This window comes from Streptomyces californicus, from assembly GCF_000717645.1.
GTDB classification, from domain to species: Bacteria; Actinomycetota; Actinomycetes; order Streptomycetales; family Streptomycetaceae; genus Streptomyces; species Streptomyces californicus.
The window spans coordinates 166,924-191,847 of record NZ_JNZZ01000001.1; the positions used below are offsets into that span (position 1 = coordinate 166,924).

Here is a 24,924-nt window from a genome sequence, read left to right on the forward strand (position 1 = left end):
TGGTGGAGTCGGGCTCTGTCGCGCCACCTGAGAGCACCAATTCCGCATTACGGAAACTCACTTCTGTTATACGGAAGCAATCTAGGACCTGGGAGATCCGTCGTCAAGGTCGTGGGCGGCTCTGGAAGCGGCCGAAAAGCGCCGTGCGTTCGGCGCGAACTCCCCCGTTCCCCTCCCCGGAGCTTCGCTCCTGGTGGACGATGGGGTGACGAGGGAGGCACGGAGCGCGGTCGGTCGCGGGTCCGTGCCGGAGGGAGACGAACGTGGAGTCCGTGCCGGTCCGCTGCCCCGCCTGCGGCCGCGACCACGCCTACAGCACACCGGCCTACCCCTGCCCGTGCGGCGAGCCCACCGCCCCGCCGCTGCTGCGCGGGGCCCCGGCGGTCCGGGTCGCCCACCGCAGCTGGAACGACGTCTGGGTCACCGTGCGCTGCGCCTCCTGCGCCCGGGAGGACCAGTGGCCGCAGCCCGAGCTGTGCTGCCCGTGCGGGAGCGTCCTGCGCATCCCGGTACGCCCCGTGGCGACCGCGGCGGCGCGCGCCGAGCCGGTCCTTCCCGCCCACATCCCGCTGCCGCGCACCGCCGCCCACCCGCGCCCGGCGTTCCGGCCGGTGACGATCCGGACGGGCGACGACGCGGTGACCGCGGCCGGCCGCTACCTGACCTGGCTGGGGTACCGCGACGTCGGCCGGCCCGGCGCGGGCCCCGCCTCCGGCATCGACCTGCGGGGCGACGGGGTCATCGCGCACGTGGACTCCCGCACTCGTCCGGCCGCCCTGCGCGCGGTCGAGACGCTCTGGCTCAACGCGCTGGGCGCCTCGGCGGCCGGGGTCTTCTTCTCCCTGGCGGGGTACGCGGAGGACGCGCGGGCCTGCGCGGACGGCGTCGGCCTCCCCCTCTTCGTCCTGGATCTCACCGGCACCCCGCAGCCGGTGAACGGGCCGGCCGACGAACTGGTGAGCACCGGCGCCTGACCGCCCCGCGCCGCGTGCGGCCCACCGGTCGCGCGTGGCGCCGTGCCGGTCACGCGCGGGGCCGACGTCGACGACGCGTACGGTTGTGGCGCCGGGAGCCGGATTTCGGCCCCTCGCATACCGGCCGGGGCTCCGGCGCGGCACACTGAGTCCATGCGTATCCGCTCCGCCAGACGCTCCGATCTCCCGCTGCTGCAGGACATCGAGCGCGCCGCAGGGGAACCGTTCCGCGCCCTCGGCATGGCCTTCGTGGCCGACGACGATCCGCCCCCGCTCGACCTGCTGGAGGGCTACCGGCAGGCAGACCGCTGCTGGGTGGCCACCGACCCCCTCTCCCCCACCGGCGACCGGCCGCTCGGCTATGTGCTCGCCGACCCCGTCGACGACGCCCTGCACATCGAGCAGGTCTCGGTCCATCCCGCCGCCGCCCGCCGGGGCATCGGACGGGAGCTGATCGCCCATCTCGCCGGCGTGGCCGCGCGGTGCGGGATGACGGCGCTCACCCTGACCACCTTCACCGACGTCCCGTGGAACGCCCCGTACTACGCCCGGATCGGCTTCCGGGTCCTGAGTGAGGAAGAACTCACCGACGGACTGCGGGCGATCCGCGGCGAGGAGGCGCAGCACGGGCTCGACCGCTGGCCACGGGTCTGCATGCGCCGTGACCTGGCCTCCGTCCCCCCGCCGGAGGACCGGCCGGCCTCCGTTCCCCCGCCGAAGGACGCACGAACGGTCGCACAACCGCAGCTCTTTCCGGACACGTCGGAGACGTCCGGCGCTGCGGAGACGGTAGCTGTCGGTGGTGGCGCGTAAGCTGTGCGCATGGCTTTACTCCCGGACAGCTCCTACCCCGCAGACCGCCCCGCGCCCGCAGCCGCCCAGGCCAACGAGGCGATCCGGGCGCTCGTCGACGCCACCGGAACCGACTGGTCCGAGGTGGAGGCGGCGACCTATGAGGTGCTCCTCGTCGAGTGGGCGGCCGCGACCCGGGGCGACCCCGACATCATCGAAGCCGCCTGACCCGGCGTCCGCACCCGCGCGGTGACCCCGTCGTGCACGGGGTCACCGCTTTTCCGTGCTCCGGACCGCGGCACGGCCGGGGCGTGTGTCGAAAGTGGCGCAGGCGGGAATTGTCGGACAGGCCCTGGCCCCTCACTCCGCGTACGTCTCGCGCAGCTCGATCTTGCGGACCTTTCCGCTGACCGTCATCGGGAAGGCCGCGAGGACCCGGAGGCGGCGCGGGATCTTGTAGTGCGCCAGCCGCTCCCGGCAGAACGCGGTCACCTCCTCCAGGGTCGGCGGATCGGCCGGGTCCCGGGGGATGACACAGGCCAGGATCTCCTCTCCGTACCGCTCGTCCGGCACCCCGACCACCTGGACGTCGGCGATCTTCGGGTGGCCGTAGAGGAACTCCTCGATCTCCCTCGGGTACACGTTCTCGCCGCCCCGGATGATCATGTCCTTGATCCGGCCGACCACCTGGACGTACCCGTCCTCGCGCATCACGGCCAGGTCCCCCGTGTGCATCCACCGCCCCACGTCGACGACTTCGGCGGTGCGCTCGGGCTGGTCCCAGTAGCCGAGCATCACGCTGTAGCCACGGGTGCGCAGTTCACCGGCGCTGCCGCGCGGCAGCGTGACGCCGGTGACCGGGTCGACGACCTTGATCTCGATGTGCGGCAGCACACGGCCCACGGTGCCGGTGCGGCGCTCCTGGTCGTCGTCGCGGCGGGTCTGGGTGGAGACCGGCGAGGTTTCCGTCATCCCGTAGCAGATCGACACCTCGGCCATGTGCATCTCGGCGACGACCCGTTTCATCACCTCGGCCGGGCAGGGGGATCCGGCCATGATGCCGGTGCGCAGCGTGGAGAGGTCGTACGTCGCGAAGTCCGGCAGGTTCAGCTCGGCGATGAACATCGTCGGCACCCCGTAGAGCGAGGTGCAGCGCTCCTGCTGGACGGCGGCCAGCACGGCGGCGGGCTCGAAGGACGGCCCCGGGATCACCACGCACGCGCCGTGCGAGGTGGCCGCGAGATTGCCCATCACCATGCCGAAGCAGTGGTAGAAGGGCACCGGGAGGCAGATCCGGTCCTCCTCCGTGTAGGCGATCGTCTCCCCCACGAAGTACCCGTTGTTGAGGATGTTGTGGTGGGAGAGGGTGGCGCCCTTGGGGAAGCCCGTGGTGCCCGAGGTGTACTGGATGTTGATCGGGTCGTCGCAGGACAGCTCCGCCTCGCGGGCGGCCAGTTGCTCCCGGGACACGGCGGGAGCGGCCGAGGTCAGCTCCTCCCAGGACGGGTCACCGATGTAGTGGACGGCGCGCAGGGCGGGGCAGTCGGCGCGGACCTCCTCGACCAGGGCGCGGTAGTCGCTGGTGCGGTGGGCGAGGGAGGCGACCAGCAGGCGGACGCCCGCCTGGTTGAGGACGAACTCCACCTCGTGGGCGCGGTAGGCGGGGTTGATGGTGACCATAACGGCCCCGATCCGGGCCGTGGCGTACTGGACGAGCACCCACTCGGGGCAGTTGACCGCCCAGATGCCGACCCGGTCGCCCTTCCCCACTCCGGACGCCATCAGGGCGCGGGCCAGCACGTCCACGTCGGCGCCGAACTCCGCGTACGTCCAGCGGCGGCCCGAGACGACGTCGACCAGGGCCTCGCGGTCGCCGTGCGCGGCGATCGCGCGGTCGAGGTCGCGGCCGATGGTGTGGCCCAGCAGGGCGGTGTCGCCGGTGCCGTGCGCGTACGAGAGCGAGCTCACTTCAGGTCCCCCTCGTCGAACTCGACGCCGCCGCCGAGCGCCGTGCGTTCGCGGAGTTCGATGCGGCGGATCTTGCCCGACACGGTCTTGGGCAGCTCCGCGAACTCCAGTTTGCGCAGGCGCTTGTACGGGGCGAGGACCGCCCGGGAGTGGGCGAAGAGCACCTTGGCGGTGTCCGGGCCGGGCTCCCAGCCCTCCGCCAGCACGATGTACGCCTTCGGGACGGCGAGGCGGAGCGGGTCGGGGGCGGGCACGACGGCGGCCTCGGCGACCGCCTCGTGCTCCAGCAGGGCGCTCTCCAGCTCGAACGGCGAGATCTTGTAGTCGGACGCCTTGAACACGTCGTCGGCGCGGCCCACGTAGGTGATGTAGCCGTCCTCGTCGCGGGCGCCGATGTCCCCGGTGCGGTAGTAGCCGCCGGCCATCGCCTCCGCCGTGCGGTCCGGGTCGCCGTGGTAGCCGGTCATCAGCCCGACGGGGCGGTCGGCGAGGTCGAGGGAGATCTCGCCCTCCGACGCCCCGGGCTGCCCGGTGACCGGGTCGAGGAGTTCGACGGTGAAGCCGGGGCTCGGGCGGCCCATGGAGCCGGTCTTGAGGAGCTGGCCGGGGCTGTTGGCGACCTGGACGGCGGTCTCCGTCTGGCCGAAGCCGTCCCGGATCGTGACGCCCCACACCCGCCGGACCGTCTCGATGACCTCGGGGTTCAGCGGTTCGCCCGCCGCGACGACCTCGCGCGGCGGGACCTTCAACTGGCTGAGGTCGGCCTGGATGAGCATGCGCCAGACGGTGGGCGGGGCGCAGAAGCTCGTGATGCCCGACCGGTCCATCTCGGCCATGAGACGGTTCGGGTCGAAACGCGTGTAGTTGAAGATGAAGACGGTGGCCTCGGCGGTCCAGGGGGCGAAGAGGTTGGACCAGGCGTGCTTGGCCCAGCCGGGCGAGGAGATGTTCAGGTGCACGTCGCCGGGCTGGAGGCCGATCCAGTACATCGTCGCCAAGTGGCCCACGGGGTACGACACATGGGTGTGCTCGACCAGCTTGGGGCTGGCGGTGGTGCCGGAGGTGAAGTAGAGCATCAGCGGCTCGTCGGCGTCGGTCTCCCGGGCGGGGGTGAACACCGCGGACGCCTCGGCCGCGCCGGCGTACGACCGCCAGCCCGCCACCTCATCGCCCACCGCGATCCGGGTGTAGCGGCCGGGGACCTCGTCGAACTTCGCCGTGTCCGCGTCCCGCACCAGCACATGGCGGACCCGGCCGCGCTCCACCCGGTCGCGCAGGTCGGCGGGGCCGAGCAGCGGGGTGGCGGGGATGACGACGGCGCGCAGCTTCATCGCGGCGAGCGCGGTCTCCCACAGCTCGACCTGGTTGCCCAGCATCACGAGGATCCGGTCGCCCTCCCGAACTCCCTGCGCCTTCAGCCAGTTGGCGGCCCGCGCGGAGCGTTCGGACATCGCCGCGAAGGAGACCTCGGTGCGCCGGCCGTCCTCCTCCACGATGTGCAGGGCGGTGCGGTCGTTGCCCTCGGCGATGACGTCGAACCAGTCCAGCGCCCAGTTGAAGTGGTCCGCCCGGGGCCATCGGAAGCCGGCGTAGGCCCGCTCGTAGTCCTCGCGGTGCTCCAGCAGGAAGTCCCGGGCCTCCCGGAACGTCTCGGTCGCACTGGTTGCCGACATGTGCCCTCCTCATTACCAACTGGTCGCCTAACATCATGTAAACAGTGACCCAGGTCTCACCACCCCCGGACGGGGGTGCCGGTCTCCCCGACCGGGGGGCGTGCGGGCCGGGGCGGAGGGACGTCGAAGTGCCGGGAGCGGTCGAGGCGGTGGAGATGCAGGCAGCGCTGTTGAGGCTGCGCCGCACCAGCGGGCTTCCCGTGGTGTTCGGCGGCCTCCTGTCGGACGCGCGTCACGCGCGGATCGCCGAGCTGAACGGGACGCAGACCACCGCCCTGCGGGGTCTCGTCATCTCCGCCGGGAGCGGTCTCGGCGGCAAGGCCATCGCCCTGTCGCGGCCCTGCGCGGTGACGGACTACGCCTCCTCGCGCCACATCAGCCACGAGTACGACGCGGCGGTGGCGGCGGAGGGGCTGCGCTCGGTCGTCGCGGTCCCCGTCGTCGTGCGGCGCACGGTGCGGGGCGTGCTGTACGGGGCGATGCGCACCCCGGTCACGCTCGGCGACCGGACGTTCGACGCGGTGGTGGCGACGGCGCGGGACATCGAGCAGTCGCTCGCGGTACGGGACGAGGTGCGGCGGCTGCTGGCGGCGGGGCGGGAGCAGGTGAGCGACCCGGGTACGGTGCCCGGCGCCTGGGAGGACGTACGCGAGGCCCACCGCGAGCTGCGGGCGCTGGTGCCGAAGGTCCTCGACCCGGCGTTGCGCGACGAACTCCTGGAGGTGTGCGGCCGGTTGGCCTCGGCGTCGGGGGCCCGGGCCCCGGCGGCCCGTGACGTACGGCTCGCACCGCGCGAGGTGGACGTGGTGGCCTGCGTGGCGGCGGGCGCGACGAACGCGGCGGCGGCGGAGCGGCTGGGGCTGCGGCCGGAGACGGTGAAGGGGTATCTGCGGTCCGCGATGCGGAAGCTGGGCGCGCACACTCGGCTGGAGGCGGTGGTGGCGGCGCGGCGCGCGGGGCTGCTGCCCTGAGCACGGCGCGCGGGGCCGCTGCTGCTCCGAGTGCGGCGCGCGGGGCCGCTGCCCTGAGCCTCTCGGCGCTTTCCCGGTCCGTCGGGGTCGCGCCCGGGGCCGTTCGCGGTCTCCCGGGGGCATTTCGGACCGCGCGGAGGCCCGTTCAGGACAGGTCGGTCTGTGGCCGGTCACCGAAGTCCAGGAACGTGCCGAACCGGATGTCGTGGTCCGGCGCGTCCGACATCACGGCGAGCATCCGGGCGGCCTCCTCGGTGATCTCCGCCGTCTGCGCGCGGGTCGGCTTCCGCAGCGGCTGGACGGTCAGGACCGCCGTGTCCTGCTCCTGCCGGACCTGCCAGAGGGCGTCGAGGAAGCCGTCGATCAGAACGCTTCCGTACGTCTGGTTGCCCTTGCCGTTGCGGCCCTTGTTGACCGCGGGGATGACGCGGGTGCGGTCGGCGTGGCCGAGGAGGACGTTGTCGAACTCGGGCAGGAAGCGCGGTGGGGCCGGGGTGTCGGGGTCGGGGCGCGGGGCGTCGGGAAGGTCGAAGAGTTCGGCGCCGTTCTCGTCCCGGAAGGTGGTCAGCCGGGGCCTGAGCCGTTCGAACACCTCCTTCGTCCGGGTGATCCCCGCCCAGCTCTGGAAGTCCTTGACCGAGGCGGGGCCGAACGCGCCCAGATAGCGCGTCACGACGGTGTCGAGCGTGGGAGCGGGCCCGGCGGACCGGCCGAGCCAGTGCTCGACCGTGGTCAGCGCGACCTGGCCGCCGCGCCCCCACAGTCCGCGCGGGGTTACCTGGACCAGCGGCAGCAGACAGCGGGCGGCGACGGTGAGTGCGAGGGGGTCGGCGGCCGGCCAGTGGGCGAGCAGTTCCCCCCGCAGCTCCTTGAGCGGGCGCGGGCGCTCCTCCACCAGCCGCTGGGTCAGCGCCGCGAGCCGGTCCAGGTCCACCCCCTCCAGCCCGTGCCGGAAGGACGCCAGCTCCCGGTCGCGCGGCGCCCGGACCAGGGGCCCCAGAGTGAGGGCGTCGTCCGCCGTGTGGGTGTGGAGGGTGGAGCGCAGGGTGACGAGCCGCGCGACCTCGCGTGACTCCATCAGGGAGGACAGCTCGGCCGGATCGAAATCGGCCAGCCGGGCGTAGAGCTGGAAGTACGGGGGCTTGGTGTTCTGGGCCTGGAGCCCGACGAGGTGGCCGACCGCCTCGCGCGCGGACATGGAGGACCGGCGCAGCAGGAGCTGGCGCTCCAGGGTCGCCCGGTTCAGCTCCCGGACGGTGAGGCGGGCGGGGTGTGCGGCGGTGCGGTGCGTCTGCGCGGCCATGGCCCGTACGCTACCGGGGCTCGCGGACGGCCCGTGGTCGCGCGGGGGCGGCGGCGTGAGGGCCGAGCCGGGAACGTACGCCTCTCGTGCGCGGGCGTACGTACGGACCGCGCCTGCCGGAGCGCGCACGGTGGCCGTACCCGGGGTGCGCGCCGCGTACCACCACCGTGTGTGCCGCGTACCACCACCGTGTGTGCCGCGTACGCCCGCCGGGGCCCGTGCCGCGCGGTCCGGGCGGCGCGCGGCCATGATGAACCGGTGATCAGCATCCTGTTCGCCGTCCTCACCGCCCTCAGCAACGGGTGCGCGTCGGTGCTCCAGCGCCGGGCGGCGATGCGGGTGCCCGACAGCGCGGCGATGCGCCTCTCGCTCTTCGGCCGGCTGCTGCGCCAGAAGGTGTGGCTGGCCGGGATCGGGCTGGTGATCGTGGCCGCCGTCTGCCAGGCGGTCGCGCTGGCCACCGGGCCGATCGCGGTGGTGCAGCCGATCTTCGTGATCGAGCTGCCCGCCACGCTGCTGATCGCCGGGTACGTGATGCGCGTCCGGGCGGACCGGGCGCTCTGGTACGGCGTAGCGGCGGTGACGGTGGGGCTCGCGCTCGGGATGGCGTCGGCCGACCCGGTGGGCGGCTCCGACACGGTCCGGGGCGCGGCGTGGATTCCCGCGCTGGTGCTGACCGGTCTGTTCGAGGCGGCGCTGATCGGCTGCGCGCTGCGGACGCGCGGCGACGTGCGGGCGGCGCTGCTGGGGCTGGCCGCCGCGTGCGGGTACGCGCTGACGGCCGCGCTGATGAAGGACGCGATGGCGCGGCTCGACGACGGCGGGGCGGCGGCGCTGCTGTCGTCCTGGCAGCTGTACGCGACGGCGGCGGCCGGGGTCGGGGCTCTGTTCCTGCTGCAGAACGCCCTCCAGGCGGGCAGCCTGGTGGCCGTGCAGCCGATGCTGACGCTGGGCGACGCGCTGATCAGCATCGTCTACGGGGTGACGCTCTTCGGCGAGGTGCTGCGGACCGGCTGGTGGCTGCTGCCCGAGCTGGCGGCGCTGGCCCTGATCGCCGCGGGGTGTGTCCGCCTGGCCCGTACCCCGCTGGCGGCGGGGACGCTCGCCCCGCCGCCGACTGCCCGGTGAGCGCGCTCCGGTGGGCGCGCTCCGGTGGGCGCCCCGTCCGGCCTCCCGGTGAGCGCGCCGACCGCTGTCCGGTGAGCGCCCGCCCTCAGGCCGTGTGGGCCGGGGGGACGCGCTCGCCCGGCGGCACGGGGCCGGGCGGGGTGCCGTCGCCGAACGGGCGTCCGCCGAGCTGTGCGCGGTGGTGCGGGGTGGTCCACCGGGAGAGGTCGGGGCCGAGGGGGACGATGCCGGTCGGGTTGATGCCGGTGTGGACCTGGTAGTAGTGCCGCTTGATGTGGTCGAAGTCGACCGTGTCGCCGAACCCGGGCGTCTGGTAGAGGTCGCGGGCGTACGCCCACAGGACCGGGTCCTCGGTCAGCTTGTTCCGGTTGCACTTGAAGTGGCCGTGGTAGACGGGGTCGAAGCGGACCAGGGTGGTGAAGAAGCGGATGTCGGCCTCGGTGATGGTGTCGCCGACCAGGTAGCGCCGGTCCGCGAGGCGGGCGGAGGCCTGGTCGAGGCGGGCGAACAGGGCCTCGTACGCCGCGTCGTACTCCTGCTGCGAGCTGGCGAACCCGGCCTTGTAGACGCCGTTGTTGACGTCCCGGTAGATGCCCTCCATCACGTCGTCGATCTCCGCGCGCAGCGGTTCGGGGTAGAGGTCGGGGGCGCCGGGACGGTGCAGGGCGGTCCACTCGGTGGCGAGGTCGAGGGTGATCTGCTGGTAGTCGTTGGTGACCAGCTTCCCGCTGGGGACGTCCACGATCGCGGGCACGCTGACGCCGCCGGGGTAGCCGTGCTCCCGCGCGTCGTACGCCTCGCTGAGGTGGTGGATGCCGAGCACCGGGTCCGCGCCGTCCGGGTCGAGGGTGAAGCGCCAGCTGCGGTCGTCCTGGATCGGGTCGGCGACGGCAAGCGACAGGGCGTCCTCCAGGCCCAGCAGCCGGCGGGAGACCAGGGCGCGGCTCGCCCAGGGGCAGGCCCGGCTGACGACGAGGCGGTAGCGTCCGGCCTCGACGGGCCATCCGTCGCGGCCGTCGGCGGTGATCCGGTCGGCGAAGTGGCTGCGGGACCGCTTGAACGGCTTGTGGCCGTAGGAGTCGTTGCCCTCGGTCCCGGCGCTGCCGGTCGTCGTGTCGCTGTCGCTCATGCCGTGCTCCTCGGTGCGTCGGTCGTCCGGTCCGTCGTGCGTCGTCTGCCCCGCCGGTCGGCGCCCACGTCGGCCAGGGCGACGATCAGCCCGGCCAGTACGAAGGCGACGGAGACGATGAGCCCGTGGTCGTAGGCGTCGGCCCAGCCGTCCGGGCCGACCTGGGCGAAGAACACCGAGCCGACGGCGGCGATCCCGACCGCCGAGCCGACCCGCTGGCCCGTCTGGAGGGTGCCCCCGGCGCTGCCGGCCCGGTCCACCGGCACCTCGGCGAGGGTCAGGGTCTGGTTCGGGGCGATGACCAGACCGCTGCCGAGGCCGGCGAGGAGCAGCGGGGCGGCCATGGCCCAGCCCGCCCCGGTGCCGGGGACCAGGTGGACGGCGAGCGCGGTGCCGCCGAGGCCGAGGGCGACCATGGCCAGGCCCGCCACCACCAGCGGGCGGCCGAAGCGGCCGACGAGCCGGCCGCCGATGGACGCCGCGGCGCCGGAGCCGAGGGCGAACGGGGTGATGGCGAGTCCGGCCTGGAGGGCGGAGTAGCCCAGGCCGGACTGGAGGTAGAGCGTCGTGATGAAGAAGATCGAGGTGAACCCGGCGAAGTAGAGCAGGATCAGCAGGCAGCCCAGCCAGTAGGAGCGCAGCCGGAACAGGGCGAGGTCCAGGACCGGGTGGACGCGCCCGCCCGTGCAGCGCGCCTCCCAGGCGACGAAGGCGCCGAGCAGCGCGGCGGCCAGGACGAGCAGGAGCCACTTGCCGTTGCCGGGCCACTGCTGGGCCTGGACGAAGGGCAGCAGCAGCGCCAGCACCCCGGTCCCGAGCAGGGCGACGCCCACCGGGTCCAGGTCGCGCGGCCGCACCCGCCCGGCGGACGGGGTGTCGGGCAGCAGCCGGCGGGCGAGCAGGAGGCAGACGACGCCGAGCGGGAGGTTGACGTAGAAGACCCAGCGCCAGCCGTGGTCCGGGCCCGCGGCCTGGATGAGCAGTCCGCCGAGCAGCGGGCCGACGGCGGTGGAGATGCCGACGACGGTGCCGAACATGCCGAAGGCGCGGCCGCGCTCGCGGCCGGAGAACATCTGCTGGATCAGGGCGGAGATCTGCGGGGAGATCAGACCGCCCGCGATGCCCTGGACCAGACGGGCGATCACCAGCCACAGGCTGGACTGGGCGGCTCCGCAGGCGGCGGAGGCCAGGGTGAACAGGGCGAGCCCGGCCATGAAGACGGCCCGGCGGCCCCGCGCGTCGCCCAGGCGCCCGGCGGGGATGAGGAAGAGGCCGAAGGCGAGGGCGTAGCCGGAGAGCACCCACTGGAGATCGGACTCCGGGGTGTGCAGCCCCGCTCTGATGGAGGGCAGGGCCACATTGACGATGGAGACGTCGAGCAGGGTCATGAACCCCGCCACCAGGCAGACGGCGAGTGCCCGCCAACGCCGGGGGTCGGGGCCGTCCGGGGCGGCGTCGCCCCCGGTCGGGCCGGTGTGCGCCGCGCTCCGTGCCATGGTTCGCACCTTAGGGGTGGTGGGCCGTTTCCTCATCCGGGACGCGGCCGCGCCGGTGGCCCGGATTCCGGTTTCCCGGCCCGGTCCCGGTGCGGCGTGTCCGTCTCCGGCGGGGGTATGGGTTCCCGCATGACTGTGGAGAAAACGAGCGTCCTCGTCCTTGACTGTGCCGAGCCCATGGAGCTGGCCGAGTTCTACGCCGGTCTCTTTGCCGCGGAGACCCGGATCGGCACCGACCCCGATTTCGTGGAGATCGTCGGCAACGACGGCGTGCGGCTCGCGATCCGCCGCGACCACGGCTACGCCCCGCCGAGCTGGCCCCGCCCGGAGGACTCCCAGCAGGCGCACCTGCGGATCCTGGTGTCCCGTGCGGACATCGACGAGGCGGAGCGGGAGGCGATATCGCTCGGGGCCCGGCCCGTGGACACCGGCGAGAGCAACAGCGGGCCGCGTGACGTACGGACGTACGCGGACCCGGCGGGCCACTCGTTCACGCTCGCGGTCTACCCGTTGCAGGAGGACTGAGCGGCGCCGGCCCGCCTTCGGAGGGGCGCGTGGCGGAAGGGTCCCAACGGGCCCTTCCGCCACGCGAGTTAATAGACAGGAAAGTTTCCCAACACCGTTGCGGCAATGGGAAGGAACCTTTACTTTCGATGCTGCCGACATGGCGCCTCCCACCCCCTCCGAAGGGAGCACCACCATGCACCAGCGCACCACTCCCCCCACCGGCTCCGCGTCCCCCACCGGTCGCCGCCGTCTGGCGCGCAAGGCCCTGATCGCCGCCGCGTCCGCACTCGGCGTCGCCACCGCCCTCATGACCCCCGTCCGGGCGGGCGCCGCCCCGGCCCCGGCCGCTCCCGCCGCCGCCACCCCGCTCGCCGCCAACGGCCAACTGTCCGTGTGCGGCCGCCAGCTCTGCAACGCCTCCGGCCAGCCGGTCGCCCTGAACGGGATGAGCACGCACGGCACCCAGTGGTACGCCCAGTGCGTCACCGGCGGCTCCCTCGACGCCCTCGCCAAGGACTGGCGGGCCGACGTGCTGCGCGTCTCCACCTACGTGCAGGAGGACGGGTACGAGACCGACCCGGCCGGATTCACCGCCCGCGCGCAGAAGTTCGTCGACGCGGCGCACGCCCGCGGCATGTACGCGGTGATCGACTGGCACATGCTCGACCCGGGCGACCCGAACGCCAACCTGTCGCGGGCGAAGACCTTCTTCACCGCGATGGCGAAGAAGTACAAGAACCACCCGGGGGTGCTCTACGAGATCGCCAACGAGCCGTCGGGGGTGAGCTGGTCGGCCGTCAAGTCGTACGCCGAGAAGATCATCCCGGTGATCCGCGCCGAGGACTCCGACGCCGTCGTGCTGGTCGGGACGCGCGCCTGGTCCTCGTTCGGGGTGTCCGAGGGGGCGAACGAGTCGGAGGTCGTGAACAATCCGGTCCGCGCCTCGAACATCATGTACACCTTCCACTTCTACGCGGCCTCGCACCGCGACGAGTACCTGAAGACGCTGGACCGGGCCTCCGACAAACTCCCGGTGTTCGTCACCGAGTTCGGCACGCAGGACTACGCGGGCGAGGGGGCCAACGACTTCACCATGTCGCAGCGCTACCTCGACCTGATGAAGCGCAAGAAGATCTCCTGGACCAACTGGAACTACTCCGACGACCACCGCTCGGGCGCCGTCTTCAAGACCGGCACCTGCGACGGCTCCACCTGGACGGGCACCGGGGTCCTCAAGGAGGCCGGGGTCTGGATCCGCGAGCGCATCCGCCAGTGACCTACCCCGGTCCCGGGAGCGTCCGCCGGTGACCGGCTCCGGCTCCGGGAGCATCCGCCGGCGGCCGGTCCCGATCGCGCCCGACCGGGACCGGGAGCCCACCGACGCGCCCGGCGCACGCCCCTTCTCTGGGTCGCGCCGGGCGCGTTGCCGCGCCGCTCACTCCGAGTGCGCCCGGAATTAACCTTCGACGCCTTGTCATACCCGGTTCTACGCGCATAGTTTTTGCCCCTACTACTCAGTTGGGGGCACCTCCCGTGCAGATACACAGATCCGGTTCGGTCCTGCTGACCGGCGCCGTCGCCGCCGCGCTCGCCGTGACCGCCCTGCCCGCCGCCCACGCGGCGCCGTCCGCCACCGCCGTCATCTCCGAGGTGTACGGCGGCGGGGGCAACTCCGGCGCGACGCTGACCCGGGACTTCGTCGAGCTGGCCAACGCCGGCTCCGCGCCCTTCGAGGTCGGGGGCCTCAGCGTCCAGTACCTGCCGGGCAGCCCCTCGGCCGGATCGCAGTGGCAGGTCTCCGCCCTGACCGGGTCGATCGCCCCCGGCGGCCGGTACCTCGTCGCCCAGGCCGCGGGCACGGGCGGCACCGTCGCCCTGCCCACCGCCGACGCCACCGGCACCATCGCCATGGCGGCGGGCAGCGGCACCGTCGCCCTGGTCTCCGGGACCACCCCGCTCACCTGCAAGTCGGCGGCGGACTGCGCGGCCGACACCCGGATCGTGGACCTGGTCGGCTACGGCTCCGCGGTCGTCCGCGAGGGCAGCGGCCCGGTTCCCGGCGCCTCGGCCACCGCCTCCGTCGCGCGCGCCGCCTCGCTCGCCGACACCGACGACAACGCCGCCGACCTCGCCGCGGGCGCCCCCACCCCGGTCAACACCAAGGGCGAGACGTCCGGCGGCGGGCAGCCCCCGGAGGAGCCCGGACCCACCGAGCCCGGCGACGTCCGCATCCACGACATCCAGGGCACCACCCGGGTCTCCCCGCTCGACGGCACCGCGGTGACCGGCGTCCCGGGCGTCGTCACCGGCGTACGGGCCGGCGGGTCGCGCGGCTTCTGGATCCAGGACGCAGCGCCGGACGACGACCCGCGCACGGGCGAGGGCCTGTTCGTCTACACCGGTTCCGCCGCGCCGACCGTCAAGGTCGGGGACTCCGTCCTGGTCAGCGGCAAGGTCGCGGAGTACTACCCGGGCACCGGCACCCAGTCGCTCACCCAGATCACCGCGCCCCGCACCACCGTGCTCTCCTCCGGCAACGCGCTGCCCGCCCCGGTCGTGCTCGACGCCCGCTCGGTGCCCGCCCGTTACGTGCCCTCGGCGGACGGCGGGTCGATCGACGCGCTCACGCTGGACCCGGCCCGGTACGCGCTGGACCTGTACGAGACGCTGGAGGGCTCCCGGGTCACGTTCGCCGACACCCGGGTGACCGGCGCGACGACCGCGTACGACGAGATCTGGGTGACCGTGAAGCCGCGGGAGAACCCGACCCGGCGCGGCGGCACGCTCTACGCCTCGTACGAGGACCAGAACACCGGCCGGCTCAAGGTCATGTCGCTGGACCCGGCCCGCCCCGTCCCGGCGGCCAACGTCGGGGACATGCTCAAGGGCCGCACCACCGGCGTCCTCGACTACGCGAGCTACGGCGGCTACAACGTCCAGGCCACCGAGCTGGGCACAATCGTCGACAACAAGCTGCGGCGCGAGGTGACCCGGAAGCAGCGGAAGGACGAGCTGGCGGTCGCCACGTACAACGTGGAGAACCTCGACGCGGGCGACGACCAGGCCAAGTTCGACACCCTCGCCGCGGGCGTCGCGGTCAACCTCTCCTCCCCCGACATCGTCTCGCTGGAGGAGATCCAGGACGACAACGGCGCGGTCAACGACGGCACGACCGACTCCGAGGCGACGCTGAAGCGGTTCACGGACGCGGTCGTCGCCCAGGGCGGTCCGCGCTACGCCTGGCGCTACATCGCCCCCGAGAACAACAAGGACGGCGGCGAGCCCGGCGGCAACATCCGCAACGTCTTCCTGTACAACCCGAAGCGCGTCTCGTTCACCGACCGGCCGGGCGGCGACGCCACCACCCCGGTGCGGGCCGTCGACACCTGGAAGGGTGTCAAGCTCTCCGCGTCCCCGGGCCGGATCAACCCGGCGAGCCCGGCGTGGGCGGACAGCCGCAAGCCGCTGGTGGGCGAGTTCGTCTTCCGGGGCGAGCCCGTCTTCGTCATCGGCAACCACTTCGCGTCCAAGGGCGGCGACCAGCCGCTGCACGGCCGCTTCCAGGAGCCGACGCGGTCCTCGGAGACGAAGCGGATCCAGCAGGCCGCCGAGGTGAACACGTTCGTCGCCTCGCTGCTGAAGGCCGACAAGTCGGCGCGCGTCGTCGCGCTGGGCGACTTCAACGACTTCGAGTTCTCCCCGACGATGAAGGCGCTGACGAAGGACCGGGCGCTCAAGCCGCTGATCACGACGCTGCCCGAGTCCGAGCGGTACAGCTACGTCTTCGACGGCAACTCGCAGACGCTGGACCACATCCTGACGAGCCCGGGGATCCGCCGCCTCGACTACGACGTGGTGCACATCAACGCCGAGTTCGCCGACCAGGCGAGCGACCACGACCCGCAGGTGGTGCGGATCAAGGTCGGCGGCCTCTGGCCCTGGTTCTGGTAGAGCGCGGTCCCTGCGGGGGCGGGCCGGTCTCCGGTACGCCCCCGCAGGGCTGTTCCGGACCGCCCTCGGCCGTCCGGCCGGACCGGCAGGTCACGGGGCCGTCTGGACCGGCGTACCGCAGGTGCGTCCGGGCCTGAGCGCCTCAGGTCCGGACGCCTGTCCGGACCGGCAGGCCGCGCCCGCCTCTCCGGCCCGGCGTGCCTCAGGTCCGGCCCGCCCGGGCGCCCGCCTGGCGCGGCAGCGTGACGACGCCGGCCGCCGGCCGGCGGCCGGTGAAGAACCCGGCGATCAGCTCGGCCACCTCCTCGGCGCGCTCCAGCACCACCCAGTGGTCGGACTCCTCGATCGTGAGGAACCGGCTGCCCTCGATGGTCGCGGCGAACTCCCGCTGCCGGGCGGGCGAGGTCACCGTGTCGTGCTCCCCGGCGAACACGAGCGCCGGTACGCCGGTGAGCCCCCCGGAGAAGTCGGGCCGGTCGGCGAGCGCCCGGTGGAGGGAGTCCGCCGCGTGCGGGGAGTGGGTGAGCGCGTGCAGGAAGGAGCGCCGCACATAGCGCCGCGCCAATTCCCGTCGATGGACGGGCCGTTCCGGGTCCAGGCACATCAGGGCGTCGGCCGCCGTCGCGGCGAACCCCTCGCGGTCCCCGGCGGCGAGCTGCCGCCGGGCCCGCTCCCAGCAGTCGACCTGGGCCGCGTCGATGTGCACCGGCACGCCGCCGAGCGCCAGGCGCGCGACCCGCTCGGGATGGCGGCGGGCGAACCCGAAGGCGATGGCGGTGCCGTAGGAGAAGCCGAACACGTTGAGCCGCGGGGCGCCGAGGTCGTCCGCGACGGCGAGGACGGTGCGACGCAGCAGGTCGGCGCTGGGCCCGGGCGGCAGCGGGTCGGCGGTGCCCATGCCGGGAAGGTCGGCGGTGACCACGTCGGCGGCGTCGCCGAGGTGGTCGTCCATCTGCGGCCAGCCGAACATGCCCTGCAGCGCGCCGCCGATGATCAGCGCCGGTTCGGTGGCCGGGACGCCGTCGGGCCCGGAGTGCGGCTGGACGCGGTAGCTGAACCGTACTCCGTCGACCGACAGGGGCCGGATGATCTCCTCGGGCATGGGTGCGCCGCGTTCCCTTCTGTTCTGTCATGTCCGGTCCTCAGGCCGGCCCGTGAGCCCGCTCCGTCAGGCGCGGGTGAGGACGAGTGCCGCGTTGTGGCCGCCGAAGCCGAGCGAGGTCTTGACGGCGCAGTCGAAGGCGGCGGACCTGGCCTCCTTGGCGACCACGTCGATCGGGATCTCCGGGTCGGGGGCGTCCAGATTGACGGTGGGCGGGACGCGTTGGTGCTGGAGGGCGAGGACGGTGAGCGCGGTCTCGATGCCGCCGGCCGCGCCGAGCGTGTGGCCGGTCATCGCCTTGGTGGAGGTCACCAGGGGGCTCTCGCCGAGGACCCGCCGGAGCATCGTCGTCTCGATCAGGTCGTTGGAGAGGGTGGACGTGCCGTGCGCGTTGACGTGCCCGACGTCGTCCGGGGAGAGGCCGGCGTCCGCGAGCGCGGCGCGCAGAGCGCGTTCGATGCCGAGGCCCTCCGGGTCCGGGGCGACGGCGGAGAGCGCGTCGCTGGTGGCCCCGTACCCGTTGACGTGGGCGCGGACGGTGGCGCCCCGGGCCCGGGCGTGGTCCGGGTGTTCGAGGACGAGGAGCCCGGCGCCCTCCCCGACGACGAAGCCGTCACGGTGCGTGTCGAAGGGGCGGCAGGCGGCGGCGGGATCGTCCCGGCGGGTCGAGACGGCCTTGAGACTGCACGCGCTGGCGATCAGGAGGCGGGTGCAGGTGGATTCGGCGCCGCCGGCGATGACGATGTCGCAGGCCCCGGAGCGGAGCATCTGGTGGGCGGTGCCGATGGCGACGGTGCCGGAGGAGCAGGCGGTGGAGACGGCCTGGCTGGGCCCGTGGACGCCGAGGTCCAGACTGACGCTGCTGGCCGCGCCGTTGACGACGCTGAGCGGGGCGAGCTTCGGGGAGACCCGGCGGGGGCCGCGCGCGGTGAGGGCGGCCTGCTGTTCGTCGTAGAACGGGAGCCCGCCGTGGGCGGAGCCGATGACGACGCCGACGCGGCCGCTGTCCCAGACGGACGGGTCGAGCCCGGCGTCCGCGACGGCCTCGCGGGCGGCGATGACGGCGAGCTGGGCGAAGCGGTCCATGAGCCGCTGGGCCGCCACCCCGAGGATCTCCCCCGGGTCGCAGTCGGTGACGGAGTAGAAGAAGTCGCAAGGCAGACCGGCGAGTTCGGGCCGGGGCCCGGCGGCGGGCGCGAGGCGTTCGGTGACACCGTGCCAGGCGGCGTCCGCTCCCGTGCCGGCCGCGGTGACCAGGCCGACGCCGGTGACGGCCGCGGCGTACGGGGCGAGCGGGGGCCGGCGGTAGGGCACGGTGGCCGCGCTCATGCGGAGACCTTCCCGTGGACGACCTCGACGAGCCGGCCGACGGTGTCGCGCGACGTGAGTGCGACGTCCTCCAGATCCACGTCCAGCCGGTCCTCGATGTGCAGCCGCAGCTCCTCCAGCGCGAGGGAGTCCAGTCGCAGCCGGTGCAGCGGGATGTCGGGGCGGATGGCGTCCGGATCGGTCCCGAACCTCGTCACCAGCAGCGTGCGGATCTCGGCCGACGTACGCGCCTGCGGGGACGTGCCGGACTCCGGGAAGGCGCTGGACTGCGGGGAGGTGCCGGGGGCCGGGGAGGCGCCGGTCTCCGCCGACGCACGGGCCCCCGGGAACGCGCCGGGCTTCGGGAACGTGCCGGCCCGCGCGGACCCGCCCGTCGTCTCCGGCGTGCTTCCCCGCGCGGCTTCCGGCGCGCTTTCCGGCGTGCTGATCTCTTCCGACGTGCTCATGCGGCTCTCCTGGGCTCGATGACGCGGTGACGCCTGCCGCGCGGTGAGGGGGAGGTGGGAGGGAGGGGCCTTCGGGGGACGCCGGCTGCTCCGGAGGGACCCTTTATACGCCTTCGCGGGCGCGTTCCCGGCCCCTGTTCCCCCGTACGAAGGGACTTCTGCGCAGGCGTACGAATACCGGGGCGGCGTCGGGGTGCCAGGATGGAGGGACCGCCGTACCGGACGGCAGGACCGAAGGAGACGCCCATGACGGCCGAGCACGACGGCAGCACCGAGGTCACCCCGAGCCCGTCCGACTGGGTCGCCCGTCAGGCCGAGCTGTACGAGTCGTCCGGCGGCACGAAGGGCACCACCCAGCTCGGCGTCCCCTGCCTGCTGATGGACTACGTGGGCCGGCGGAGCGGCGCGGTGCGGCGCACGGTGCTGATGTACGGGCGGGACGGCGAGGACTACCTCATCGTGGCGTCCAACGGCGGCTCGGACCGGCCGCCCCTGTGGTACCTGAACCTCCAGGCCCACCCCGAGGTCGAACTCCGCGTGGAGACCGAGCGGTTCGGGGCGGTGGCGGCGACGCTTCCCGCCGAGGAGAAGGCGCGGGTCTGGCCGGGCCTGGTGGAGCTGTTCCCGCGCTACGGGGAGTACCAGGCGGGCACCGACCGGGACATCCCGGTCATCCGGCTGACCCGCCGCCGAGACGGCGGCGCCGGAGCGGCGGGGCGCACGACCGCGCACCGGCGGACGAGCGGGGGCGAATATGCCGGCGGTAAGGCCGCCGCGAGCCCTTCTGGTGCGCTGCCGCGCGCCGTACACTCCGCGATCATGACCATGGAAACGGTTCTGCCCGACCCGTCCGCCCTCGGCGGCCCCGCCCTCTTCGACACCATGTCCACCATGCGCGCCATGCGCCGCCTCACGGCCGACCCGGTGCCGGACGAGACGGTCGAGCGGCTGATACAGGCGGCCGTCTGGGGGCCCAGCGGCGGCAACATGCAGCGTTACGAGTACGTGGTGGTGACCGACCGCCAGGTGATGGCGCGCCTCGCCCCGCTGTGGAAGCGGTGCGTCGACGCGTACCTGGCGACGACCGGGAAGCACGCGCCCGAGGGCATGGACGAGGCGGCGTACGGCCGGATGGTCGCGGCGATCGAGCACCAGCGCGACCACTTCGCCGACACTCCGGTGCTGATCATCCCGTGCTACCGGTTCCCGGAACCGCGCCTGGACGAGGAGGGCCTCGCGGCCTCCGCGCGGGCGCTCGGCCCCGAGGGGACGCAGCGCATGATGGAGACGCAGACGCGCTTCCAGGCGCTGGCGGAGGGCTCCTGCGTCTACCCGGGCGTCCAGAACCTGCTGCTCGCCGCCCGAGGGCTGGGGCTCGCGGCGAACATCACCATCTGGCACCTGATGCTGGAGCAGGAGTGGAAGCGGGAGCTGGGCATCCCCGAGGAGATGAACACCTTCGCGGCGATCCCGGTGGGGTGGCCCGCGGGCAACTTCGGCCCCGTCCGCCGGCGTCCGGTGGCGGACGTCATCCACCGCGACCGCTGGTAGCACCGGTTCGCGTCAACCGGGACCGACTCCCCTGTCGGGTGACGCTCGACGTCACCCGACAGGCCCAGCGCCTTCGCCAACTCCCCACATATTGCAGGATGTTGCCAGCACGAACAGCCAGGTCACACATTGTCATGCCCTGCTCATATCGATAGCCTGACCGCGTTCGTCGTCCCTCCGGCCCCTCACGGGCCCGAGGGCTTTTCTCTTCCCGAACGCCCTTCCCCCCTCACCATCGAGCAGGAGCCCTCATGCACCGACGCACAGCCGCCCGCACCCGGGCCCGCGCCTGCGCCGTGGCGGCCCTCACCGCCGCCGCCCTCCTCGCCACCGGTCAGCCCGCGACCGCCGCCCCGCGCGCGGACACGGCCGACCCGATGAACCGCGCCTTCGCCGAAGCCGCGCGGGAGTACGGCGTACCGCGCGATCTGCTGGCCGCCGTCGGCTACGGCGAGTCCCGCCTCGACGGCCACGCGGGCACCCCCAGCCAGGCCAACGGCTACGGCGTGATGCACCTGGCGAGCAACCCGGCCAACCACTCCCTGGAGAAGGCCGCCGAGCTGACCGGGAGGAGCGCGGCGACGCTGCGCCGGAACACGGCGGCCAACATCCTCGGCGGCGCGGCCGTCCTGCGCGACCACGCCGACGCCCTGGGCCTGGACGCCTCCGAGCGGCGGGACCTGGACGCCTGGTATCCGGCGGTGGCCCGCTACAGCGAGGCCGAGAAGACGGCCGCCGTGCTCTACGCGGACGCGGTGTACACGTTCCTCGCCCAGGGCGTCTCGGCGACCGTGGCCGGCGGCGAGGAGGTGCTCGTGCCGTCCCGCCCCGTCGACCCGGACAAGGGCGAGTTCTCGGCCTTCGACGCGCACGTCCTGAGCACGGACTACCCCTCGGCGCTCTGGGTGCCCGCGTACTCCGGCAACTACGTCGTCGGGCGCAAGGCGGCCGTCGACAAGGTGGTCATCCACACGACCCAGGGGTCGTACGCCGGTTCCATCAGCTGGTACCAGAACCCGTCCGCCAAGGTCAGCGCGCACTACACGATCCGCTCGTCGGACGGCGAGGTGACCCAGTCGGTCCGGGAGAAGGACACCGCCTGGCACGCCGGTTCCACCAACTCCTCCTCCGTCGGGATCGAGCACGAGGGGTACGTCGACAACCCGGCCTGGTACACGGAGGCGATGTACCGTTCGTCCGCCGCCCTGACCAAGCACCTCGCGGCGCGCTACGGCATCCCGAAGAACCGGTCGCACATCATCGGGCACAGCGAGGCACCCGGCGCCACCCACACGGACCCCGGCCCCAACTGGGACTGGAACCACTACATGCGGCTGATCGACGGCGACCCGGCCCCCGGCGGCGACGGGCTGACGTTCTCCTCGTACACGACGCAGAAGTCCGGCTCCACCGGCCCGCAGGTCAAGGCGGTCCAGACGCTGCTCACCGCCCAGGGATACGAGGCGGGCGCGGCGGACGGCAGCTTCGGGCCCACCACGAAGAGCGCGGTACAGGCGTTCCAGCGGGCCCGCTCGCTGGAGGCCGACGGCACGGTCGGCCCGAAGACCTGGACGGCCCTGCTCTCCGCCGGGACCACCCCGGCCCTGGCCAAGGGCGCGTCGGGCGACGCGGTGAAGCGGCTCCAGCGGGCGCTGACGGCGGCGCTCGGCACCACGGTCAACGCGGACGGCAGCTTCGGCCCGGCCACGGAGACGGCGGTACGCAGCTACCAGACGTCCCGCAAGCTCTCCGTCGACGGCCAGGTCGGCCCGGCCACCTGGAGGGCTCTGCAGAGCGGCACGTGACCACGGCCCGGGACCCCGGAGGGACGGATCAGGCCACCGACGTGAGGAGGTGGCCGCCGCCGTCGTGGTGGATGGGGGTGTGGGCCCCGGTGAGGGGTACGCCGCTGCCGCCGCGCCGGACCGCGACGATCTCGGCGGCGATGGACAGGGCCGTCTCCTCCGGGGTGCGGGCGCCGAGGTCGAGGCCGATCGGCGAGTGCAGCCGGGCCAGTTCGCGGTCGGTGAGGCCGACCTCGCGCAGCCGGTCCTCACGGTCCAGGTGGGTGCGGCGCGAGCCCATCGCGCCGACGTACGCGACCGGGAGGCGCAGGGCGGCCTCCAGGAGGGGGATGTCGAACTTGGCGTCGTGGGTGAGGACGCAGAGCACGGTGCGGGCGTCGGTGCCGGTCCCGGCGAGGTAGCGGTGGGGCCAGTCGACGACGATCTCGTCGGCCTCGGGGAAGCGGGCCGCGGTGGCGAAGACCGGGCGGGCGTCGCAGACGGTGACCCGGTAGCCGAGGAACTTCCCGGCCCGGACGAGGGCGGAGGCGAAGTCGATGGCGCCGAAGACGATCATGCGCGGCGGCGGCACGCTGGACTCGACCAGCAGCTCGATCGGCCGCCCGCAGCGCGAGCCCTCCGCGCCGATGGCGAGCGGTCCGGTGCGCCCGGCGTCGAGCAGGGCGCGGGCCTCGGCGGCGGCGGTCCGGTCGAGCGCCGGGTGGCCGCCGAGCCCGCCCTCGTGACCGCCGTCGGGGCGGACCAGGAGCGGGAGGCCGAGCAGGTCGTCGGGGCCGTCGGTGACGCGGGCCAGGGCGGCCGCCGTCCCCTCGGCGGCGGCCGCGAGCGCGGCGGCGAACACCGGCCGGGCGGGGTCGTCCGCCCGGACCGGTGTCACCAGGATGTCGATGACGCCGCCGCAGGTCAGGCCGACCGCGAAGGCGTCCTCGTCGCTGTAGCCGAACCGTTCGCGGACGGATCGCCCGTCGTCCAGGGCCTGGCGGCACAGCTCGTACACCGCCCCCTCCACACAGCCGCCGGAGACCGACCCGACGGCCGTGCCGTCGCGGTCGACGGCGAGCGCGGCGCCGGGCTGCCGGGGCGCGCTGCCGCCGACCGCCACCACGGTGGCGACGGCGAACTCGCGTCCCTGCGAGACCCACCGGTGCAGCTCTTCGGCGATGTCCAGCATGGCGTGTCTCCTCGGAGGGTGAAGGGGGCGGGCGGGCGCGTCAGTGGACGCCCAGCCAGCTCTCGATCGGGTTGAGGGCGAAGAAGACGATGAAGATCACCGTCAGCCCCCACATGAAGGCCCCGACCTCGCGGGCCCGGCCCTGGGCGAGCTTGATGGCGCTGTACGAGATGACGCCCGCGGCGACACCGGTGGTGATGGTGTACGTGAAGGGCATCAGGACCACGGTCAGGAAGACCGGGATGGCGACCGAGCGGTCGCCCCAGTCCACGTGCCGGGCGTTCTGCATCATCATCGCGCCGATGACGACGAGGGCGGCGGAGGCCACCTCGGTCGGGACGATCGCGGTGAGCGGGGTGAAGAAGAGGCAGGCGGCGAAGAAGAGGCCGGTGACGACGGAGGCGAGCCCGGTCCGGGCTCCCTCGCCGACGCCCGTGGCCGACTCGACGAAGACGGTCTGGCCGGAGCCGGAGGCGACGCCGCCGATGACACCGCCGGCGCCGTCGATGAAGAGCGCCTTGGACAGGCCCGGCATGCGGCCCTTGTCGTCGGCGAGCTTGGCCTCGGTGCCGACGCCGATGATGGTGGCCATCGCGTCGAAGAAGCCCGCCAGCACCAGGGTGAAGACGATCATGCCGACCGTCATCACGCCGACGTCGCCCCAGCCGCCGAACTCGACGTTCCCGAAGAGCGAGAAGTCGGGGGCGGAGACCGCGCCGCCCGCCAGCTCCGGCGGGCCGCTGCTCCACGCCTTGGGGTCGATGTCGGCGACCGCGTTGAGCACGACGGCGACCACGGTGCCGACGACGATGCCGATCAGGATCGCGCCGGGGATGTTGCGCGCCTGGAGCATGAAGATGAGCAGCAGGGTGACGCAGAAGATGAGGACGGGCCAGCCGGCGAGTTCACCGGCGGGGCCGAGGGAGACCGGGGTGGCCTTGCCCTGGTGGACGAAGCCGGCCTTGTAGAGGCCGATGAGGGCGATGAAGAGCCCGATGCCCATGGTGATGCCGTGCTTGAGCGCGAGCGGGATCGCGTTCATGATCATCTCGCGGAGGCCGGTGACCACCAGGAGGCAGATCACCACACCGTAGATGACGCACATGCCCATGGCCTGCGGCCAGGTCATGTTGGGCGCGACCTGCGAGGCGAGCACCCCGGAGACGCTGAGCCCGGCGGCGAGGGCGAGCGGCACCTTGCCGACGAAGCCCATGAGCAGGGTCGTGGCGGCGGCGGCGAGCGCGGTCGCGGTGATCAGGCCGGGCTGGCTGAGGAGGTTCTTGTCGACGTCCGGTCCGCCGAGGATCAGCGGGTTGAGCAGGAGGATGTACGCCATGGCCATGAAGGTCGTGACGCCGCCGCGCAGTTCGCGCGCGACGGTCGATCCTCGTTCGGATATGTGGAAGTACCGGTCGAGCCATGATCTTCCGGCGGGGACGCGCGAGCCGGGGCCCGCCTCCTCCGGACTGGTCTTCGGTTCCACTGACTGCTGGGTCATGATGCCTGACTCCCAAGGTTCACAGGGGCACCCGCCGGAGATTCCTGAATGCGGGATTTGGGATGTCTGCGACGGCTGCACGACCCGGGGACGGCCGGGACGGACGGTTGAGGCAGAACGGATGTGCCGG

The 24,924-nt window shown here is 73.3% G+C and carries 20 protein-coding genes and 1 pseudogene; 11 read left to right on the top strand and 10 right to left on the bottom strand.

The window, feature by feature from the left end; translation table 11 throughout:
- Window positions 1-263: 263 nt before the first annotated feature.
- The 3 genes from IF19_RS0100730 to IF19_RS0100740 all read left to right on the top strand — a co-directional run bounded on the left by IF19_RS0100730 (window position 264) and on the right by IF19_RS0100740 (window position 1,994).
- Entirely contained in the window at window positions 264-974 is a 711-nt protein-coding gene (locus tag IF19_RS0100730) for a hypothetical protein (protein ID WP_030118768.1), read from the top strand.
- A gap of 153 nt (window positions 975-1,127) precedes the next feature.
- On the top strand, window positions 1,128-1,787 hold the full coding sequence (locus IF19_RS0100735; RefSeq protein ID WP_030118767.1) for a GNAT family N-acetyltransferase: 660 nt from the start codon (window positions 1,128-1,130) through the stop codon (window positions 1,785-1,787).
- A 9-nt stretch (window positions 1,788-1,796) separates the two neighbouring features.
- Window positions 1,797-1,994 (top strand): hypothetical protein, encoded by a 198-nt coding sequence (locus IF19_RS0100740; RefSeq protein WP_030118766.1) that lies wholly within the window; start codon window positions 1,797-1,799, stop codon window positions 1,992-1,994.
- 132 nt (window positions 1,995-2,126) lie between these two features.
- On the opposite strand, the gene IF19_RS0100745 is transcribed toward IF19_RS0100740, so the two are convergent.
- Both IF19_RS0100745 and IF19_RS0100750 read right to left on the bottom strand, forming a co-directional pair.
- Window positions 2,127-3,734, bottom strand: a complete 1,608-nt coding sequence (locus IF19_RS0100745) for an AMP-binding protein (protein WP_030118765.1) — start codon at window positions 3,732-3,734, stop codon at window positions 2,127-2,129.
- Entirely contained in the window at window positions 3,731-5,407 is a 1,677-nt protein-coding gene (locus tag IF19_RS0100750) for an AMP-binding protein (RefSeq protein ID WP_030118764.1), read from the bottom strand. The genes IF19_RS0100745 and IF19_RS0100750 overlap by 4 nt, the downstream gene beginning before the upstream one ends.
- Window positions 5,408-5,562: 155 nt before the next feature.
- Here IF19_RS0100750 and IF19_RS0100755 point away from each other — a divergent pair, with 155 nt between their 5' ends.
- Complete coding sequence (locus tag IF19_RS0100755; RefSeq protein ID WP_202479427.1) at window positions 5,563-6,378, top strand: response regulator transcription factor; 816 nt, start codon at window positions 5,563-5,565, stop codon at window positions 6,376-6,378.
- Window positions 6,379-6,523: 145 nt separating this feature from the next.
- Here IF19_RS0100755 and IF19_RS0100760 read toward each other — a convergent pair whose 3' ends face one another.
- Entirely contained in the window at window positions 6,524-7,681 is a 1,158-nt protein-coding gene (locus IF19_RS0100760) for a winged helix DNA-binding domain-containing protein (RefSeq protein ID WP_030119902.1), read from the bottom strand.
- Window positions 7,682-7,939: 258 nt separating this feature from the next.
- On the opposite strand from IF19_RS0100760, the gene IF19_RS0100765 reads away from it, so the two are divergent.
- Window positions 7,940-8,809 carry a DMT family transporter gene (locus tag IF19_RS0100765; protein ID WP_030118761.1) on the top strand — a complete coding sequence of 290 codons (870 nt, stop codon included), beginning with the start codon at window positions 7,940-7,942 and terminating at the stop codon, window positions 8,807-8,809.
- A gap of 85 nt (window positions 8,810-8,894) precedes the next feature.
- Here IF19_RS0100765 and IF19_RS0100770 read toward each other — a convergent pair whose 3' ends face one another.
- Both IF19_RS0100770 and IF19_RS0100775 read right to left on the bottom strand, forming a co-directional pair.
- Window positions 8,895-9,938: a glutathione S-transferase family protein gene (locus tag IF19_RS0100770; protein WP_030118760.1), complete on the bottom strand. Its 1,044-nt coding sequence runs from the start codon at window positions 9,936-9,938 to the stop codon at window positions 8,895-8,897.
- Window positions 9,935-11,434 (bottom strand): MFS transporter, encoded by a 1,500-nt coding sequence (locus tag IF19_RS0100775; RefSeq protein ID WP_030118759.1) that lies wholly within the window; start codon window positions 11,432-11,434, stop codon window positions 9,935-9,937. Before IF19_RS0100775 ends, IF19_RS0100770 begins: the two co-directional genes overlap by 4 nt.
- A 129-nt stretch (window positions 11,435-11,563) precedes the next feature.
- On the opposite strand from IF19_RS0100775, the gene IF19_RS0100780 reads away from it, so the two are divergent.
- The 3 genes from IF19_RS0100780 to IF19_RS0100790 all read left to right on the top strand — a co-directional run bounded on the left by IF19_RS0100780 (window position 11,564) and on the right by IF19_RS0100790 (window position 15,892).
- Window positions 11,564-11,959 (top strand): VOC family protein, encoded by a 396-nt coding sequence (locus IF19_RS0100780; RefSeq protein ID WP_030118758.1) that lies wholly within the window; start codon window positions 11,564-11,566, stop codon window positions 11,957-11,959.
- 175 nt (window positions 11,960-12,134) lie between these two features.
- Window positions 12,135-13,217 carry a glycoside hydrolase family 5 protein gene (locus IF19_RS0100785; RefSeq protein ID WP_030118757.1) on the top strand — a complete coding sequence of 361 codons (1,083 nt, stop codon included), beginning with the start codon at window positions 12,135-12,137 and terminating at the stop codon, window positions 13,215-13,217.
- Window positions 13,218-13,474: 257 nt separating this feature from the next.
- Entirely contained in the window at window positions 13,475-15,892 is a 2,418-nt protein-coding gene (locus IF19_RS0100790) for an endonuclease/exonuclease/phosphatase family protein (RefSeq protein WP_030119899.1), read from the top strand.
- Window positions 15,893-16,094: 202 nt separating this feature from the next.
- Here the strand turns inward: IF19_RS0100790 and IF19_RS0100795 are convergent, their stop codons facing one another.
- The 3 genes from IF19_RS0100795 to IF19_RS0100805 all read right to left on the bottom strand — a co-directional run bounded on the left by IF19_RS0100795 (window position 16,095) and on the right by IF19_RS0100805 (window position 18,526).
- Window positions 16,095-16,994 (bottom strand): alpha/beta fold hydrolase, encoded by a 900-nt coding sequence (locus IF19_RS0100795; protein ID WP_030277374.1) that lies wholly within the window; start codon window positions 16,992-16,994, stop codon window positions 16,095-16,097.
- Between the two features lie 66 nt (window positions 16,995-17,060).
- Complete coding sequence (locus IF19_RS0100800; RefSeq protein WP_030118753.1) at window positions 17,061-18,323, bottom strand: beta-ketoacyl-[acyl-carrier-protein] synthase family protein; 1,263 nt, start codon at window positions 18,321-18,323, stop codon at window positions 17,061-17,063.
- Window positions 18,320-18,526, bottom strand: a complete 207-nt coding sequence (locus tag IF19_RS0100805) for an acyl carrier protein (RefSeq protein ID WP_030118752.1) — start codon at window positions 18,524-18,526, stop codon at window positions 18,320-18,322. Before IF19_RS0100805 ends, IF19_RS0100800 begins: the two co-directional genes overlap by 4 nt.
- 489 nt (window positions 18,527-19,015) lie before the next feature.
- On the opposite strand from IF19_RS0100805, the pseudogene IF19_RS1000000135800 reads away from it, so the two are divergent.
- The 3 genes and pseudogenes from IF19_RS1000000135800 to IF19_RS0100815 all read left to right on the top strand — a co-directional run.
- A pseudogene (locus tag IF19_RS1000000135800) lies at window positions 19,016-19,459 on the top strand (nitroreductase family deazaflavin-dependent oxidoreductase); the annotation flags it as partial.
- Window positions 19,460-19,588: 129 nt separating this feature from the next.
- The gene (locus IF19_RS0100810) at window positions 19,589-20,320 is read left to right on the top strand and encodes a nitroreductase family protein (protein ID WP_030118751.1); all 732 of its coding nucleotides are present in this window, start codon (window positions 19,589-19,591) and stop codon (window positions 20,318-20,320) included.
- A gap of 251 nt (window positions 20,321-20,571) precedes the next feature.
- On the top strand, window positions 20,572-22,125 hold the full coding sequence (locus IF19_RS0100815) for a peptidoglycan-binding protein (protein ID WP_030118750.1): 1,554 nt from the start codon (window positions 20,572-20,574) through the stop codon (window positions 22,123-22,125).
- A gap of 28 nt (window positions 22,126-22,153) precedes the next feature.
- Here IF19_RS0100815 and IF19_RS0100820 read toward each other — a convergent pair whose 3' ends face one another.
- Together IF19_RS0100820 and IF19_RS0100825 are read right to left on the bottom strand one after the other, a co-directional pair.
- Window positions 22,154-23,296 (bottom strand): XdhC family protein, encoded by a 1,143-nt coding sequence (locus tag IF19_RS0100820; RefSeq protein WP_030187599.1) that lies wholly within the window; start codon window positions 23,294-23,296, stop codon window positions 22,154-22,156.
- A gap of 40 nt (window positions 23,297-23,336) precedes the next feature.
- Window positions 23,337-24,794: an NCS2 family permease gene (locus tag IF19_RS0100825; RefSeq protein ID WP_030116514.1), complete on the bottom strand. Its 1,458-nt coding sequence runs from the start codon at window positions 24,792-24,794 to the stop codon at window positions 23,337-23,339.
- Window positions 24,795-24,924: the final 130 nt, after the last annotated feature.

Excerpts from the sequence above, each read along its gene's own strand:
- IF19_RS0100735 (WP_030118767.1), top strand. The coding sequence starts at position 1,128 with ATGCGTATCCGCTCCGCCAGACGCTCCGATCTCCCGCTGCTGCAGGAC.
- IF19_RS0100740 (WP_030118766.1), top strand. The coding sequence starts at position 1,797 with ATGGCTTTACTCCCGGACAGCTCCTACCCCGCAGACCGCCCCGCGCCC.
- IF19_RS0100750 (WP_030118764.1), bottom strand. The coding sequence starts at position 5,407 with ATGTCGGCAACCAGTGCGACCGAGACGTTCCGGGAGGCCCGGGACTTC.
- IF19_RS0100755 (WP_202479427.1), top strand. The coding sequence starts at position 5,563 with ATGCAGGCAGCGCTGTTGAGGCTGCGCCGCACCAGCGGGCTTCCCGTG.
- IF19_RS0100760 (WP_030119902.1), bottom strand. The coding sequence starts at position 7,681 with ATGGCCGCGCAGACGCACCGCACCGCCGCACACCCCGCCCGCCTCACC.
- IF19_RS0100770 (WP_030118760.1), bottom strand. The coding sequence starts at position 9,938 with ATGAGCGACAGCGACACGACGACCGGCAGCGCCGGGACCGAGGGCAAC.
- IF19_RS0100775 (WP_030118759.1), bottom strand. The coding sequence starts at position 11,434 with ATGGCACGGAGCGCGGCGCACACCGGCCCGACCGGGGGCGACGCCGCC.
- IF19_RS0100780 (WP_030118758.1), top strand. The coding sequence starts at position 11,564 with ATGACTGTGGAGAAAACGAGCGTCCTCGTCCTTGACTGTGCCGAGCCC.
- IF19_RS0100785 (WP_030118757.1), top strand. The coding sequence starts at position 12,135 with ATGCACCAGCGCACCACTCCCCCCACCGGCTCCGCGTCCCCCACCGGT.
- IF19_RS0100795 (WP_030277374.1), bottom strand. The coding sequence starts at position 16,994 with ATGCCCGAGGAGATCATCCGGCCCCTGTCGGTCGACGGAGTACGGTTC.
- IF19_RS0100800 (WP_030118753.1), bottom strand. The coding sequence starts at position 18,323 with ATGAGCGCGGCCACCGTGCCCTACCGCCGGCCCCCGCTCGCCCCGTAC.
- IF19_RS0100810 (WP_030118751.1), top strand. The coding sequence starts at position 19,589 with ATGACCATGGAAACGGTTCTGCCCGACCCGTCCGCCCTCGGCGGCCCC.
- IF19_RS0100815 (WP_030118750.1), top strand. The coding sequence starts at position 20,572 with ATGCACCGACGCACAGCCGCCCGCACCCGGGCCCGCGCCTGCGCCGTG.
- IF19_RS0100820 (WP_030187599.1), bottom strand. The coding sequence starts at position 23,296 with ATGCTGGACATCGCCGAAGAGCTGCACCGGTGGGTCTCGCAGGGACGC.
- IF19_RS0100825 (WP_030116514.1), bottom strand. The coding sequence starts at position 24,794 with ATGACCCAGCAGTCAGTGGAACCGAAGACCAGTCCGGAGGAGGCGGGC.